At 71.6% G+C, this 15824-nt stretch carries 12 protein-coding genes and 1 pseudogene; 10 read left to right on the forward strand and 3 right to left on the reverse strand.

Features of this window, described 5'->3' with window-relative positions:
* The first annotated feature begins 122 nt into the window (after positions 1 to 122).
* From gap to TU30_RS07625, 7 genes are all read left to right on the forward strand, one after another.
* Positions 123 to 1130 carry a type I glyceraldehyde-3-phosphate dehydrogenase gene (gap, locus tag TU30_RS07595; protein WP_042166212.1) on the forward strand — a complete coding sequence of 336 codons (1008 nt, stop codon included), beginning with the start codon at positions 123 to 125 and terminating at the stop codon, positions 1128 to 1130.
* 148 nt (positions 1131 to 1278) lie between these two features.
* Positions 1279 to 2490 (forward strand): phosphoglycerate kinase, encoded by a 1212-nt coding sequence (gene pgk / locus TU30_RS07600; protein WP_042166214.1) that lies wholly within the window; start codon positions 1279 to 1281, stop codon positions 2488 to 2490.
* A 6-nt stretch (positions 2491 to 2496) separates the two neighbouring features.
* A complete protein-coding gene (gene tpiA / locus TU30_RS07605) occupies positions 2497 to 3285 on the forward strand; it encodes a triose-phosphate isomerase (RefSeq protein WP_042166220.1) in 789 nt (262 codons plus the stop codon).
* A gap of 95 nt (positions 3286 to 3380) precedes the next feature.
* Positions 3381 to 3614 (forward strand): preprotein translocase subunit SecG, encoded by a 234-nt coding sequence (gene secG, locus TU30_RS07610; protein ID WP_078878163.1) that lies wholly within the window; start codon positions 3381 to 3383, stop codon positions 3612 to 3614.
* Between the two features lie 234 nt (positions 3615 to 3848).
* Positions 3849 to 4184 carry an RNA polymerase-binding protein RbpA gene (locus TU30_RS07615; RefSeq protein WP_078649359.1) on the forward strand — a complete coding sequence of 112 codons (336 nt, stop codon included), beginning with the start codon at positions 3849 to 3851 and terminating at the stop codon, positions 4182 to 4184.
* 332 nt (positions 4185 to 4516) lie between these two features.
* On the forward strand, positions 4517 to 6172 hold the full coding sequence (pgi, locus tag TU30_RS07620) for a glucose-6-phosphate isomerase (protein ID WP_042166228.1): 1656 nt from the start codon (positions 4517 to 4519) through the stop codon (positions 6170 to 6172).
* 101 nt (positions 6173 to 6273) lie between these two features.
* A complete protein-coding gene (locus tag TU30_RS07625; RefSeq protein ID WP_042166230.1) occupies positions 6274 to 7164 on the forward strand; it encodes a hypothetical protein in 891 nt (296 codons plus the stop codon).
* A gap of 262 nt (positions 7165 to 7426) precedes the next feature.
* Here the strand turns inward: TU30_RS07625 and TU30_RS07630 are convergent, their stop codons facing one another.
* From TU30_RS07630 to TU30_RS07640, 3 genes are all read right to left on the reverse strand, one after another.
* On the reverse strand, positions 7427 to 9709 hold the full coding sequence (locus TU30_RS07630) for an ABC transporter permease (protein WP_042166231.1): 2283 nt from the start codon (positions 9707 to 9709) through the stop codon (positions 7427 to 7429).
* 113 nt (positions 9710 to 9822) lie between these two features.
* Entirely contained in the window at positions 9823 to 10572 is a 750-nt protein-coding gene (locus tag TU30_RS07635) for an ABC transporter ATP-binding protein (RefSeq protein ID WP_042166233.1), read from the reverse strand.
* Positions 10569 to 11084, reverse strand: coding sequence for a PadR family transcriptional regulator (locus TU30_RS07640; RefSeq protein WP_042166235.1), 516 nt, complete (start codon positions 11082 to 11084; stop codon positions 10569 to 10571). Before TU30_RS07640 ends, TU30_RS07635 begins: the two co-directional genes overlap by 4 nt.
* A gap of 175 nt (positions 11085 to 11259) precedes the next feature.
* Between TU30_RS07640 and TU30_RS07645 the strand changes: the two genes are divergently transcribed.
* The 3 genes and pseudogenes from TU30_RS07645 to TU30_RS07655 all read left to right on the forward strand — a co-directional run bounded on the left by TU30_RS07645 (position 11260) and on the right by TU30_RS07655 (position 15822).
* A complete protein-coding gene (locus TU30_RS07645; RefSeq protein WP_042166236.1) occupies positions 11260 to 12534 on the forward strand; it encodes an ABC transporter substrate-binding protein in 1275 nt (424 codons plus the stop codon).
* Between the two features lie 262 nt (positions 12535 to 12796).
* Entirely contained in the window at positions 12797 to 14419 is a 1623-nt protein-coding gene (locus TU30_RS07650; RefSeq protein WP_042166621.1) for a glycoside hydrolase family 13 protein, read from the forward strand.
* Between the two features lie 74 nt (positions 14420 to 14493).
* Positions 14494 to 15822, forward strand: a pseudogene (locus TU30_RS07655) (ABC transporter substrate-binding protein).
* Positions 15823 to 15824 lie beyond the last annotated feature (2 nt).

Genomic DNA, 15824 nt, shown 5'->3' on the forward strand with positions numbered 1-15824 from the left:
GGGAATGGACCGACTCGATGTCACGGGCACGGGGCCGGAGAGGTAGGGTCGGGGGTGGTCGGGGACATCCCAATACAGCTCGCCGGCGACTTGAGCCGGCGCACCAACGAGGAGATCGGTTCGTGACGATCCGCGTAGGCATCAACGGGTTTGGCCGCATCGGCCGGAACTACTTCCGCGCATTGCTCGAGCAGGGCGCAGACATCGAGATCGTGGCGGTCAATGACCTGGGTGACACCGCGACCACTGCCCACCTGCTGAAGTACGACACCATTCTGGGCCGCCTCAAGCAGGAGGTGACCCACACCTCCGACACGATCACCGTCGGCGACAAGACGGTCAAGGTGCTCTCGGAGCGCGACCCCGCGGACATCCCGTGGGGTGAGCTGGGCGTCGACATCGTGATCGAGTCGACCGGCATCTTCACGAAGAAGGCCGACGCCGAGAAGCACATCACCGGTGGCGCCAAGAAGGTCATCATCTCGGCTCCGGCCAAGGATGAGGACGTCACCATCGTGCTGGGCGTCAACCAGGACCAGTACGACCCGGCGAACCACCACGTCATCTCCAACGCCTCCTGCACCACCAACTGCGTGGCGCCGATGGCGAAGGTGCTCGACGAGAACTTCGGCATCGTCAAGGGCCTGATGACGACGGTGCACGCGTACACGAACGACCAGCGCATCCTTGACTTCCCGCACAAGGACCTGCGCCGCGCCCGTGCCGCCGCCGAGAACATCATCCCCACGACGACCGGTGCGGCGAAGGCCACCGCCCTGGTGCTCCCGCAGCTCGAGGGCAAGCTGGACGGCATCGCGATGCGCGTCCCGGTGCCGACCGGCTCGGTCACCGACCTGGTCGTCGAGCTCGGCCGCGAGGTCACCAAGGAAGAGGTCAACGCCGCCTTCCAGAAGGCCGCCGAGGGCGAGCTCAAGGGTCTCCTCGAGTACACGGAGGACCCGATCGTCTCCTCCGACATCGTCAACGCCCCGGCGTCCTGCACGTTCGACTCGTCCCTGACCATGGTCCAGGACGGCAAGAGCGTGAAGATCATCGGTTGGTACGACAACGAGTGGGGCTACTCCAACCGCCTCGTGGACCTCACGGTCTTCATCGGCAACCAGCTCTGATCGTGGAGCAGACCGCCTGATATGAGTGCAGGGCTCGGCCGGCGCGCCAACGCGCTGTCCGAGCCCTGACGCGCGTATCGGAGCGGTCGACCGCTTCCGATCACGAGTGATCACGAGCGAACACAAGCTCTTCTCCAGGAGTCCCTTCATGAAGACGATCGACGAACTCCTCGCCGAAGGGGTCGCGGGCAAGCGGGTCTTCGTCCGCGCCGACCTCAACGTGCCGCTGGACGGCACCACCATCACCGACGACGGCCGCATCCGCGCGGTGCTGCCCACCGTCAGGGCGCTCGCCGAGGCGGGCGGCCGTGTCGTCGTCGCCTCGCACCTGGGCCGCCCCAAGGGCGCCCCGGACCCCGCCTTCTCGCTCGCCCCGGCCGCCGCCCGTCTGGGTGAACTCCTCGGCACCGACGTGGCGTTCGCGACGGACACCGTCGGCGAGTCCGCCACCGCCACCGTCGCCGGCCTCGCCGACGGACAGGTCGCGGTCCTCGAGAACCTGCGTTTCAACGCCGGCGAGACCGCCAAGGACGACGCCGAGCGCGGAGCCTTCGCCGACCGTCTGGCCGGCCTGGCCGACCTGTACGTGGGCGACGGCTTCGGCGCGGTGCACCGCAAGCACGCGTCCGTGTACGACCTCCCGGCCCGCCTGGCGCACGCCGCGGGCCACCTCATCGCCACCGAGGTCGGCGTCCTGAAGAAGCTCACGGACGACGTCCAGCGGCCCTACGTCGTCGCCCTCGGCGGCGCCAAGGTCTCCGACAAGCTCGCCGTCATCGACGAACTGCTCGGCAAGGCCGACCGCATCCTCATCGGCGGCGGCATGGCGTACACCTTCCTCAAGGCCAAGGGCTGCGAGATCGGCACGTCGCTGGTCCAGGAGGACCAGCTGTCCGTCGTCACCGAGTACCTGGAGCGCGCCGAGGAGAACGGCGTCGAACTGCTGCTGCCGGTCGACACCCTGGTCGCCGAGGCGTTCCCGGACCTGAAGACCAAGGCGCCGGCCCACCCCGCCGCCGTCGCCGCGGACGCCATGCCGGCCGGCCGGATGGGCCTGGACATCGGTCCCGAGACCTGCACGCTCTACGCCTCGAAGCTCGCCGACGCGGCCACCGTCTTCTGGAACGGCCCCATGGGCGTCTTCGAGCACCCCGACTACGCCGAGGGCACCAAAGCGGTCGCCCAGGCCCTCCTCGACTCCCCGGGCTACACCGTGGTCGGCGGCGGCGACTCCGCCGCGGCCGTCCGCATCCTGGGCTTCGACGAAAAGGCATTCGGCCACATCTCGACCGGAGGCGGCGCCTCCCTCGAATACCTCGAGGGCAAGACGCTCCCCGGCCTCGCCGCACTGGAGGACTGACTTCCCATGACCGCTGCTGAAAAAGGCCGCACCCCGCTGATGGCGGGCAACTGGAAGATGAACCTCAACCACCTCGAGGCCATCGCCCACGTCCAGAAGCTCGCCTTCGCGCTCGCCGACAAGGACTACGAGGCCGTCGAGGCCGCCGTCCTGCCGCCCTTCACCGACCTGCGCTCCGTGCAGACCCTCGTCGACGGCGACAAGCTGAAGATCAAGTACGGCGCCCAGGACATCTCGGCGCACGACGGCGGCGCCTACACCGGCGAGATCTCCGGCCCGATGCTGGCCAAGCTGAAGTGCACGTACGTGACGGTCGGGCACTCCGAGCGCCGGCAGTACCACAATGAGACCGACGAACTCGTGAACGCGAAGGTCAAGGCCGCGTACAAGCACGGCATCACGCCGATCCTGTGCGTCGGCGAGGAACTGTCCGTCCGCGAGGCCGGCAACCACGTCGCCCACACCCTCGCCCAGGTCGAGGGCGGCCTGAAGGACCTGCCCGCCGAGCAGGCCGAGTCCGTCGTGATCGCCTACGAGCCCGTGTGGGCCATCGGCACCGGCAAGGTCTGCGGCGCCCAGGACGCCCAGGAGGTCTGCGGCGCCGTCCGCGGCAAGCTCGCCGAGCTGTACTCGCAGGACGTCGCCGACCAGGTCCGCATCCAGTACGGCGGCTCGGTCAAGTCGGGCAACGTCGCCGAGATCATGGCCCAGACCGACATCGACGGCGCGCTGGTCGGCGGTGCCTCTCTGGACGCGGACGAGTTCGTCAAGATCATCCGCTTTCGCGACCAGTGAGTAGGCTCTAGCCGCGATCCGTCGTACTCTTGCGGGGTCCAGTCCGGTGCTGGACCCCGCGTCGTCCGTCCGAATCCGAGGAAGTTGGTCCAGCCGTGGTTTTGGGGTTCTCGATCGCCCTGATCGTCTTCAGCCTGCTGCTGATGCTGCTGGTGCTGATGCACAAGGGAAAGGGCGGCGGCCTCTCCGACATGTTCGGTGGCGGCATGCAGTCCTCCGTCGGCGGCTCCTCGGTCGCCGAGCGCAACCTCGACCGGATCACCGTCGTGGTCGGTCTGCTCTGGGCCGCGTGCATCATCGCGCTCGGCGTCATGATGAAGACGAGCTGACCCCGGCGAAAGACCCTGGCGGACAACCCGCCCGCATCGGGTACGCATTCCCCACGTAAGGCCCCATGTCCGGTACGCGCGGCACAGCGCGGCCTATCATGGGGCTTGCGTCTGGACAGGGGAGCGGTAACTCCAATCACTGGACGCGCGTTGGGCCTTACGTAGACTGAGGCGCTCGCAGCGAAGCGGAACGCCGACTCGCTTCGCTGCGCCATCACGCAGGGAGTTACAACCGTGGCAAGTGGCAACGCGATCCGGGGGAGCCGGGTCGGGGCGGGGCCGATGGGCGAGGCCGAGCGCGGTGAGTCAGCGCCGCGGCTGCGCATCTCCTTCTGGTGCTCCAACGGGCACGAGACCCAGCCGAGCTTCGCGAGCGACGCGCAGGTCCCCGACACGTGGGACTGCCCCCGCTGCGGCTTCCCGGCGGGTCAGGACCGGGAGAACCCCCCGGACCCGCCGCGTACCGAGCCCTACAAGACGCACCTCGCCTATGTGCGGGAGCGGCGCAGCGACGCGGACGGCGAGGCGATCCTCGCCGAGGCGCTCGCCAAACTGCGGGGCGAAATCTAGCAGTTCGGTCCGACACCAGTGCTGCTTCGGTCCGACACCAGTGCCGCGGTGTACCCGCGCCGCGGTGTACCGACCCGGTGCCCGTGCCGTGCTCGCGTCCGGCTGCTCACAGCCGGCTCCTGCCCGCGGCCCGCTCCTTCTTCCCGCCCGCGGCCCCGCCCGACGTCCTGCCCCTCGCCGTGCTGATACCCGGGGGCCGGGCAGCCGTATCTGTTGTTGCGTCTCACGACGGCGTCACGACAGGTCGTGTCCACCTCTGATCAATTAGGTTGGAAACCGGCAGCGGGGCGGATACGCAGCACAGGCAGCAAGGAAGAAGGCTGAAGTCCGAGATGAACGCAGACGGCCGTACCAGGCTCGACCAGACTCCCGAGTGGACCGCACTGGCCAAGCACCGTGAGGAGCTCGGGGACCTGCGGTTGCGCGAGGTGTTCGCCGCCCACCCCGACCGGGGCACCGCGTACACCCTCCGGGTCGGTGACCTGTACATCGACTACTCCAAGCACCTCGTCACCGACGACACCCTGCGGCTGCTGCGCGAACTGGCCGCGGCCACCGACGTGTTCGGGTTGCGCGACGCCATGTTCCGCGGTGAGCGGATCAACACCACCGAGGACCGGGCGGTCCTGCACACCGCCCTCAGGGCGCCGCGCGACGCGGTGGTCGAGGTCGACGGGGAGAACGTCGTCCCGGGCGTGCACGCCGTTCTCGACAAGATGGCCGACTTCGCCGACCGGGTGCGTTCCGGCGAGTGGACCGGACACACCGGCAAGCGCATCCGCACCGTGGTCAACATCGGCATCGGCGGCTCCGACCTCGGCCCCGCGATGGCGTACGAGGCGCTGCGCGCCTTCACCGACCGCGACCTCACGGTCCGCTTCGTCTCCAACGTGGACGGATCCGACCTGCACGAGGCCACCCGCGGCCTGGACCCGGCCGAGACGCTGTTCGTCATCGCGTCCAAGACCTTCACCACCATCGAGACGGTCACCAACGCCACCTCCGCGCGGACCTGGCTGCTCGACGCGCTCGGCGACCGGGCCGCCGTCGCCAGGCACTTCGTCGCCCTGTCGACGAACGCGGAGAAGGTCGCCGACTTCGGCATCGACACCGCGAACATGTTCGAGTTCTGGGACTGGGTCGGCGGACGCTACTCGTACGACTCGGCGATCGGCCTGTCGCTGATGATCGCCATCGGGCCGGACCGCTTCCGGGAGATGCTCGACGGGTTCCGCCTCGTCGACGACCACTTCCGCACCGCCCCCGCCGAGTCCAACGCGCCGCTGCTGCTGGGGCTGCTGGGCGTCTGGTACGGCAACTTCCTGGGCGCACAGTCGCACGCGGTGCTGCCGTACTCCCACTACCTGTCGAAGTTCACCGCCTATCTCCAGCAGCTCGACATGGAGTCCAACGGCAAGTACGTAGGCCGGGACGGGCGCGAGGTCCAGTGGCAGACCGGCCCCGTCGTCTGGGGCACGCCGGGCACCAACGGGCAGCACGCCTACTACCAGCTGATCCACCAGGGGACGAAGCTGATCCCGGCGGACTTCATCGGCTTCGCCGAGCCGGTCGCCGAGCTGAGCGACGAACTCAAGGCGCAGCACGACCTGTTGATGGCCAACTTCTTCGCCCAGACGCAGGCCCTGGCCTTCGGCAAGACGCCGGACGAGGTGCGCGGCGAGGGAGTGCCCGAGGAACTGGTGCCGCACAAGACGTTCAAGGGCGACCACCCCACGACCACGGTCCTCGCGCGCGAGCTGACCCCGTCCGTCCTCGGCCAGCTCGTCGCCCTCTACGAGCACAAGGTGTTCGTGCAGGGCGCGGTCTGGAACATCGACTCCTTCGACCAGTGGGGCGTGGAGCTCGGCAAGGTGCTCGCCAAGCGCGTCGAACCCGCGCTCACCGAGGGCGCCGACGTGCCCGGCCTGGACGCCTCCAGCCGGGCCCTGGTCGCCACCTACCGGGAGCTGCGCGGCCGGAGCCGATAGCGGAGCGGGAAGCGGACGGCGTGCTGCCGTCCGCTTCCCGTGGAATCCCCCGTCGATATCATGACGACGACCATCACGGCAGACGCTCGGGGGCGCTCACGTTGAGACGCGCACGCGGGAGTCGGACAGGCGGAACGCTCGGGGGCACGACGTTCCTGAAGCCCCGTCGGCTGGCGCGTGCGCTGTTCCACCCCGCGTGGACACCCGACTCGCTCGATCCGTCCATCGAACGGATCAAGCGCGTACGGATCATCGCCGGACCGGCCGCCACCCTCGGCGTGCACACCTTCCTCGCCGGCGGGTTCGACGTCACCGAGCCGCTGACGAACACCCTGACCGCGGCCCCGGTTCTCCGCCTCACCCCGCTGACGGTCGGCGTGATGCTCCTGGTGCGGCGGCGCACCGGCACCGTACGGCAACCGCGGGTACCGTCGGCCGACGCGCTCGGGAGGGAGGATCCGGGGCTGTTCCTGGCCCTGTGCCGGGTGATGCTGTTGCTCTTCGTCTTCGTCTTCGCCGCGGCGCTGCGGGTCTCCGGGAACTTCTTCGGCACGGGCGCCGTGCACCGCTCGCTGCCGGCCCTGTTCGCCGTCGTCACCTGCCGGCTGATGTCCCTGCCGGACCTGATCACCGGTGATCCGAAAGGACTCGGGCCCGCCCCGGGCGTCGTCTTCGTCCTGGCCGCCCCGGTGACCGTCACCGGGATCGCCCTGCTGGAACTGCGACGGCTCAAGCGGCGCTACGGCATCCGGCTGACGGACCACCCGGCGACCCGGGGCCCGTTCCCCGGACTCGTCCCGCAGACCCCGGCTCCGGCGCCGGAAACGGCATCACACCCGGTTTCCGTCTCCCCCCACGCCCCGGCGTCCGGTCAGCCGCACACGCCGGTGCGGGGGAACAACCCCCACGCCTCCCCGCAGTCCCCGTACGCCCCGGGCACGCCCGGCCTTCCGTCCGCACCGTCCGCCCCGCAGAACCCGTACGTGCGCTGACCCACCGGAGAACGGTGGCGTTTCTCCGGGGGGTGCAGCCGATCAGGGCAGCGGAATCCACAGGTCAGGGACGGAGGTTCCGTCGCTCCAGGGGATCAACCCGTCCCGGCAGGGCGCCCTGTGGGCTGCCACCTCTGCGGAGATCGTCGAAGACCTTGTACCGGAACGCGCAACGCTTGACCCCCTGCTCCATGACGCGGGACGCGACCCGGGGAACCCCTTCGCGCACCCACCTGCCGCAGCACCCGGGACCGTCAGGCCGTCACGTGACCGCGCTCAGGGTGTCCGCGAGGCGGCGCCGGGCCGCGCGGGCCGCCGGGAGGGTCGCCAGGGCGGCGGCGCCCAGGACGGCGGCGGCGGCGAGCAGCACCAGGAGCGCGGAGGAGGGACCCCGGGCGATTCCGGCGCCGATGCCGCTCGACCGTCCCTGGGCGTCGATCAGCCAGTGCGCCAGCGGCAGCCCCAGCCCCATGGCGACCAGCACGGCGGCCAGTGCCGTGCAGGAGGTGCCCGTGACCGTGATCCCGGTGATCTGCCGGGGCGAGAGGCCGATCGCCTTGAGCGCGAGCAGGTCCCGTTCGCCCTCGCGCACCGTGCCACCGATCGCGGTGAGCAGCCCGATCAGCCCGATCAGGGCGAGCACGGCGATCAGCCCGACGACGACCGCGCGCACCGCGGACAGCCCCTCGGCGGGGTTGGTCACCCTACGCACGTCCAGCCTGCCGTCTCCCGCCCCGGCCAGCCGCTCGGCGACGGCCGCGGGGTCGGCGCCCGGGTCCAGCCGGACCTGGTAGAGAGCGGGCCTCAGCCCGGGGTCGTTGCCGCGGAGGGTGTCGAGCGAGGTGGAGATGACCCGTCCGGCGTTCTCGGGCTCGATGCTGCGGCCGACGATGTGCAGGATCTGCGGCCGGTCGCCGACGGTCACCCGCACCCAGTCGCCGACCCGGACATGCAGCAGGTCCAGCAGCCCCTGCCCGGCCACCGCCTCGTCGGGTCCGTGCGCGGCTCGGCCCTCGGCCAGGGCGAACGGGTAGGGCTCCCGGCGGGTGCCGAAGCCGCGCAGCGCGATCGTCGAGGTCTGGCCGGGGACCAGGGCGGCCACCTCCACGCCCGGGTGGGCGGCGGCGACCTGCGGATCGCGTTCCAGCAGGGCGCGGGCCTCCCGGTCGCCGAGCGAGGCGTCCGCGCGGACGCTGAGCGCGGCGGGCAGCCCCACCCGCTCCGGGCTGCTGTGGAAGCGGTCGATGGTGGTCCACGCGCTCAGCGCCGTCACGATCAGCAGCAGCGGCAACGCCAGCCTGGCCACCGTGCCCAGGGAACGCGGACGGCGGCTGAACGCCTTGTGCCCGCCCAGGACCAGTGCGGGCGGCACCCGGGCCCCCAGCGCCCGTCGCGCCACCCCCGTCAGCCGGCCCGCCTCCGGTGCCGCCGGTCTGGGCACCGGCACCGACGGCACCCGGCCCGCCCGCCACGCCGCGAGCCCGGTGGTGGCGCCGATGAACAGCACCGCCCCCACGGGTACGGCGAACAGCGCCACGGTGTGTCCCGGCAGCCCCTGCCACACGCCGACCGCGTCCCCGAGCCGGCCCGGTGTCCCGCTGCCCAGCGCCTCGGTCAGCGCGGCGGCCGCCACCGCGCCCAGCAGGGCGTAGCCCAGATGCTGGAGCAGGAAGACGCGGACGACCTGACCCGGGGTGAAGCCGATCGCCTTGAGGACGGAGATGTCCCGCAGGTGCCCCCGGATCCGGGTGCTGATCGCCCCGTGCACCGCGAACCCGGCGGCGACCAGCGCGCCGGTCCCGAACAGGCCGAGGACCTGGCCGAGCAGCCGGTTGTCGCCCTGCGCCGCGGCCCGCGCCTGCTGCCAGGTGGAGACCTCGCCGATGGCGCCGGCGCCCAGCACCGTCACCGCACGCTGCACCGCGTACCCGGTGTCGGCGGGGTCGGTCAGCCGCAGCCCGGTCACCCGGCCGTCGGGGTCGGTCACGGCCGACGGCAGGGCCCACACCAGGCCGGGCTGTTCCCCCGGCCGGTAGCGCGGCTCGGCGCTGTCGGCGACGCCCACCACGGTCAGGGTCCGCGCGGTGCCGGGCAGGGTGAGGGTGTCACCGGGCGTGGTGAGCAGGGCACGGGCGAGACTGCTCTCCAGGACCACGCCGTCGGGGACGGCGTGGTCCAGCCAGTGCCCGGAGGTGATCAGCGGGCGGCCGGTCCCGGGCTGTCCGACCGTGCCGCGCAGTTCGGCGGAGGCCCGGCTGCCGCGGGCAGCAAGGGTCACGGAGGCCGTGGGGTGGGGGCCGGAGACGGACTCCACCCCGTCCAGGTCCGCCAGCTTCGAGGCATCGGCCGAGACGGTGGTGTGCAGGGTGACGTGGGCGCCGCGGGCCTGGGTGAAGGTCCGCTGCCAGGGGTTGGTGGCGTATCCGAACAGGGCCGTGGCCAGCAGCAGGGACGCGACGACACCCGCGGTGGCGAGGACCAGGAACAGCGCCTCGCCGCGGTGCGCGCGCAGATCGGAGTGTGCCCAGCGCAGGGTCGCTCGCACCGGCGTCAGCTCCTTCGCCCGCGCCGGACGCCCGGACCGTCGTACACCCGCATGCCCGTCCTTCGTCAGTCCTGGTCGGTCCCGTGTCTGGTCGGTTCCTGGTCGGCCCCCGGTCAGTCCCTGAGTTCCAGCACCCCGGACGTGCCGCGGCCGCGCGACGGCGTCCCGTCGAGTTCCGCGTCGTCGGCGATCCGTCCGTCGAAGAAGCTGATCACCCGGTCGGCGGCGCTCGCCAGCCGGGCGTCGTGCGTGACCAGGACGATCGTCTGCCCGCGCTGGTGGAAGCGGGACAGCAGCCGCATCACCTCGCGGGTGCCCTTGCTGTCCAGACTGCCGGCGGGTTCGTCGGCCAGCAGCAGCGGCGGATGGTTGACCAGGGCACGGGCCAGCGCGGCCCGCTGCTGCTCACCGCCGGACAGCTCGCCGGGCATGCTCCGCTCCTTGCCCGTCAGGCCCAGCTCGGCCAGCAGCTCCTCCCGGCCGGCGCGGGCCTTCTTCGGCGGGGTCCCGGCGAGCAGGGCCGGCAGTTCCACGTTGTCGGCGACCGACAGGTTCGAGACGAGGTTGAAGAACTGGAAGACGATCCCGATGCGCTTCCTGCGCTCCACCGCCCAGCGGGCCTCGCCGTAGGCGTCGGTGCGCTCGCCGTCCAGCCAGATGTTGCCGGCGTCCGGTCGCTGGAGCCCGCCGAGCAGGTGCAGCAGGGTCGACTTGCCGGCCCCGGACGGGCCGGTGACCGCCACGAACTCGCCGCGCTTCACCCGCAGACCGACCCCGCGCACCGCGTGTGCCGGGGCTCCCTCGCCGTGGTGCGTCTTGACCAGGCCTTCGGCGCGCAGCACGAGGGCGTGGCTCTCGCTCACTCCAGCTCCTCCAGCTCTTCCTGGCACCGCTCCAGCCAGTCGAGGTCGGCCTGCAGGTGCAGCATCGCGCCCTCGATCAGCAGATGGGCGACGCGGTTGTCCCGGTCTTCGGCGGCGGCCAGCTTCGACAGCTGCCGCATGGTGTTGAGGTACTGGCGCCGCTGCCGGTTGATCAGGGCGATCCGGTCGGCGAGGCCGGTCTGCGGGGCGAGGGCCAGCTTCATGAAGAACTCGTCCCGCACCCGCGGCTCGTCCGCGGTCTCCTCGTACCAGGCGCGCAGCGCCTCCCGCCCGGCGTCGGTGAGGTGGTAGACCTTCTTGTTGGGCCGGCTGGACTGCTCGACGTCCTCGCCCTCGATCAGCCCCGACTTCTCGAGGCGGCCCAGGGTGACGTAGATCTGGCCGACGTTCGGCTGAGGGTACGCGGAGCCCAGCAGTTGCTCAAGGTCCTGCTTCAGCTCGTAGCCGTGGGCCGGGCCGCGGGCGAGCAGGGCCAGCAGGGACTGCCGCACTCGTGCTCTCCTCCCCGCGCCTTCGTGCCCGCGCCCGATGCCGTGTCCCGCGCACACGGGATGTGCCGCACGCCCTAGTATCGCCGATACCTAACAGGTATACATGGCCACTGACCCCGGCAAGGGTGCCGGGGGTGCCGGACAGTACCGGTCACGGGTGCACAGGGAGGAACCTATGCGGTGGATCCGTGCCGCGGGTAGGGGCCTTCTCGTCCTCGCCGTGCTCCTGGCCGTGGGGGTGGCCTCCGGGGCGCGCGCCGACCAGGTCGCCCCCGGTGGCGGGCGCGGCCCGCTCACCCTGGCCACCGCGGGGGACCTCACCGGCTATCTCGGCCCGCTGCTCGACGGCTGGAACCGCACCCGTCCCGGCGAGGAGGTCACCCTCGTCGAGCTGCCCGACTCGGCCGACGAGACCCGCGCGCAGATGATCACCGACCTGCGCGACGCCGGCCGCGGCCGTTTCGACGTGCTCAACATCGACGTCAGCTGGACCTCGGAGTTCGCCGCCGGAGGCTGGATCCGCCCGCTGCCTCGCGACCGCTTCCCGCTGGACGCCTTCCTGCCGGGTGTCGTGGACACCGCGACCTACGACGGCCGGCTGTACGCGGTCCCGTACGTGACCAACGCCGGGCTGCTCCTGTACCGCGCGGACGTGCTCGACGCCGAGGGGGTGGCACCGCCGCGTACCTGGGACGACCTGGAGCGGGCCGCGAAGACCCTCGCCCCGGCGCACGGACTCGACGGCTACGCGGGCCAGTTCCTGCCCTACGAGGGCCTGACCGTCAACGCGGCCGAGGCCGTCTACTCGGCGGGCGGCACCATCCTGGGCGACGAGGGCGAGCGCGTCACCGTCGACTCCCGGGCGGCCCGCGAGGGCATCGGGTTCCTCGCCCGCGGGGTCCGCGACGGCTGGATCCCCCAGGAGGCGCTGGCCTGCAAGGAGGAGGAGTCCAAGCAGGCCTTCCAGGACGGCAGGCTGCTCTTCCTGCGCAACTGGCCCTACGCCTACGTCGCCGCGTCGGCCGAGGGTTCCGCGGTCGCCGGGAAGGTCGGCGCCGTGCCCCTGCCGGGGCCGGACGGGCCGGGGACCAGTGTCCTCGGCGGTTCCAACCTCGCCGTGGCCGCCCACGCGCGGCACCCCGACTCCGCCGCGCGGCTGATCACGTACCTCACCAGCGACTCCGTCCAGCGCCGGGTGCTCACCCGCGGCGCGCTGCCGCCCGTCCGGGCCGCGCTGTACGACGACCCGGAACTGGTCCGGCGGTTCCCGTACCTGCCGACGCTGCGCGAGAGCGTGCTCGCCGCGGCCCCGCGCCCCAAGAGTCCGCGCTACGACCAGGTGAGCCTGGTCGTGCAGGCGGTGGTGCGCGACGCGATGACCGGGCGGCAGACGCCCGGGTCCGCGGTGCGACGGCTGGCACGCGAACTCGCCGCCGTCTCCGCGCGCTAGACGCGCCGCCCGCCCCCGGCGCCGCTCACCCGGACCTCCCTCTCCAGTTACCTGTTAGGTAACACGGATGTCTCGACCGTGCCCGCTATATCCCATGAAGAGACGGTTTTCTTACGGCAGCCATCCGGTAGCTTGCGCCATGTCATTGACACCTCCGCGACACGCCTACCTAACATGCATGCATAACGGCGACGGCGCCGTCGGCCCGGGAATCCCGGGTCTCCGCACGCACAGACAGGTCGACGTGGTGAGCTCCGAGCACATCGACACCCACCGCTGGTGGCGCGACGCAGTGATCTACCAGGTGTACGTCCGCAGCTTCCTGGACAGCACCGGCGACGGCATCGGCGACCTCGCCGGGGTCAGGGCGGGCCTGCCGTACCTGAAGAAACTGGGTGTGGACGGGATCCGGCTGAGCCCCGTCTACCCCTCGCCGCAGCACGACCACGGCTACGACGTCGCCGACCACCGTGACGTCGACCCGGTCTTCGGCGACCTCGCGGAGTTCGACCTGCTCGCAGGGGCGGCCCGGCGGCTCGACGTCAAGGTGCTGCTGGACATCGTCCCCAACCACTGCTCCAGTGAGCACCCCTGGTTCCGCGAAGCGCTCGCCGCGCCGCCCGGCAGCCCGCAGCGCGCCCGTTTCCACTTCGCCGACGGCCGCGGACCGGACGGCGCCGAACCGCCCAACAACTGGCATGCCATGTTCGGCGGGCCCGCCTGGACCCGCGTCACCGAGCCGGACGGCCGGCCCGGCCAGTGGTACCTGCACATGTTCACGCCCGAACAGCCGGACTGGAACTGGCGCACCCCCGAGGTCGCCGCCGACTTCGACCGCACCCTGCGGTTCTGGCTGGACCGCGGCGCCGACGGCTTCCGCGTGGACGTCGCCGCCGGACTCTTCAAACACCCGGACCTGCCCGACTCCCCGGACCCCGAGGCCGACGCCCGCGCCCGCGACTCGGTCAACCCGCTGGCCTGGAACCAGCCCGAGGTGCACGAGGTGTGGCGGCACTGGCGCGCGGTGTGCGAGGAGTACACGCGGCGCGACGGCCGTGAACGGCTCCTGGTCGGCGAGGTCTCCGTCCCGAGCGCCCGCGAACACGCCACGTACGTCCGCCCCGACGAGCTGCACCAGGCCTTCTTCTTCGACCTGCTCGGCGCGCCCTGGGACGCCGACGCCTTCCGCAAGGTCATCTCCGAGGCCATGCAGGACATCGCCGGCACCGGCTCGACCGTCACCTGGGTCCTCAACAACCACGACCAGGTCCGCACCGTCACCCGCTACGGCGAACCCGCCCCCCAGGGCAGCGGCCTCGGCACCGCCCGCGCCCGCGCCGCCGCGCTGCTGATGCTGGCGCTGCCCGGCGCCGCGTACATCTACCAGGGTGAGGAGCTGGGCCTGCCCGAGGTCGTCGACCTCCCCGACGACGTGCTCACCGCCCCGATCTTCCGCCGCACCGGCAGCCGCGCCCGGATCCGCGACGGGTGCCGGGTGCCGCTGCCCCGGTCGGGGCAGGCCTCCCCGTTCGGCTTCACCTCCGGCGCCGAAGGGGCCGCCCCCTGGCTGCCGCAACCCGACTGGTTCGCCGAGCACGCCACCGACCGGGCCCTCGCCGGCACCCGTTCCTCCTGGCATCTCTACCGCGACGGCCTGCAGCTGCGTTCCGCACTGCCCCAGTTGGGCGAGGGCACGCTGCGCTGGCTGGAGACCGGACCGGACGTCCTGGCCTTCGTCCGCGCCGACGACCTGGTGTGCGCCGTGAACTTCGGCACCACCCCCGTGTCCGCCCCGGTCCTCGGCACCCCGCTGCTCGCCAGCGGCCCGTGCCCGCCCGGGGTCCTGCCCGGCTCCACGGCCGCCTGGTGGATCAACGGCTCCTGAACCCCGCCCGCTCCACGTATCCCGAACCCCACCCGCTCCACGTACCCGGAACGTATCCCGAAGGGACACCGACGATGACGCGACGACGTACCACCCTGCTCACCGGCTGCACCGCCCTCGTGCTCGCCCTCGGCACCACCGCCTGCGGCTCGGGCGAGCCCGTCGCGGCCGGCGGCGGCGACAAGGCGCTCGGCGGTCAGACCGTCTCGGTCGCCGGCGTCTGGTCCGGCAGCGAGCAGAAGAACTTCCAGAAGGTGCTGGACGCCTTCACCGAGAAGACCGGCGCCACGACCCGGTTCGTGTCCACCGGCGACAACGTCTCCACCGTCGTCGGCAGCAGGATCGAGGGCGGGAACGCCCCCGACGTCGTGATGGTCCCGCAGGTCGGAGTGTTGAAGCAGTTCGCCGAGCAGGGCTGGCTCAAGCCGCTGGACAAGAAGGTCCAGGGCACCGTCGACGCCAACTTCGCCGGAGTCTGGCGCACCTACGGCAGCGTCGACGGCACCCTGTACGGCCTCTACTTCAAGGCCGCCCACAAGTCGACCGTCTGGTACAGCCCCGAGGCCCTCGAACAGGCCGGGGTCACCCCGCCGAAGACCTACGACGCCCTGCTGGAGGACGGGCGGACGATCTCCGACTCCGGCCTCGCCGCCTTCTCGGTCGCCGGACAGGACGGCTGGACACTGACCGACTGGTTCGAGAACGTCTACCTCTCCCAGGCCGGCCCCGAGAAGTACGACGCCCTCGCCGCGCACTAGATCAAGTGGACCGACCCGACGGTGGTCGAGGCGCTCACCACGCTCGGCGACCTCTTCAAGGACGAGCAGCTCATCGCCGGCGGTCGGAAGGAAGCGCTGAACACCGACTTCCCCGGCTCGGTGGAGAAGGTCTTCGGCCCCGACCCCGACGCCGCCATGGTCTACGAGGGCGACTTCGTGGCCGGCGTCGCCAAGGACCAGTTCGGCAAGGACATCGGCACCGACGCGAACTTCTTCCCGTTCCCGCCGGTCGGCGACGGCGAGGCACCGGTGGTCAGCGGCGGCGACGCGGCCGTGGTGCTCAAGGACGGCAAGAACGCCGAGGCGGGCATGGCGCTGCTCGAGTACCTGGCCACCCCCGAGGCCGCCGCCGTGTGGGCCGAGGCAGGCGGCTTCCTCTCCCCGAACACGAAGCTCGACCTCGCCTCCTACGGCGACGACGTCACCCGCGCCACCGCCGAGTCCCTCGTCGAGGCCGGCGACTCGGTCCGCTTCGACATGTCGGACCAGGCCCCGGCGGCCTTCGGCGGCACCAAGGGCACCGGCGAGTGGAAGATCCTCCAGGACTTCCTGCGCGACCCGTCCGACCCGGAGAAGACCGCGGCCGAGCTGGAGAAGGCGGCGGCCAAGGCGTACGGGAACTGACG

The organism is Streptomyces sp. NBRC 110035, from assembly GCF_000829695.1.
Lineage (GTDB): Bacteria > Actinomycetota > Actinomycetes > Streptomycetales > Streptomycetaceae > Streptomyces.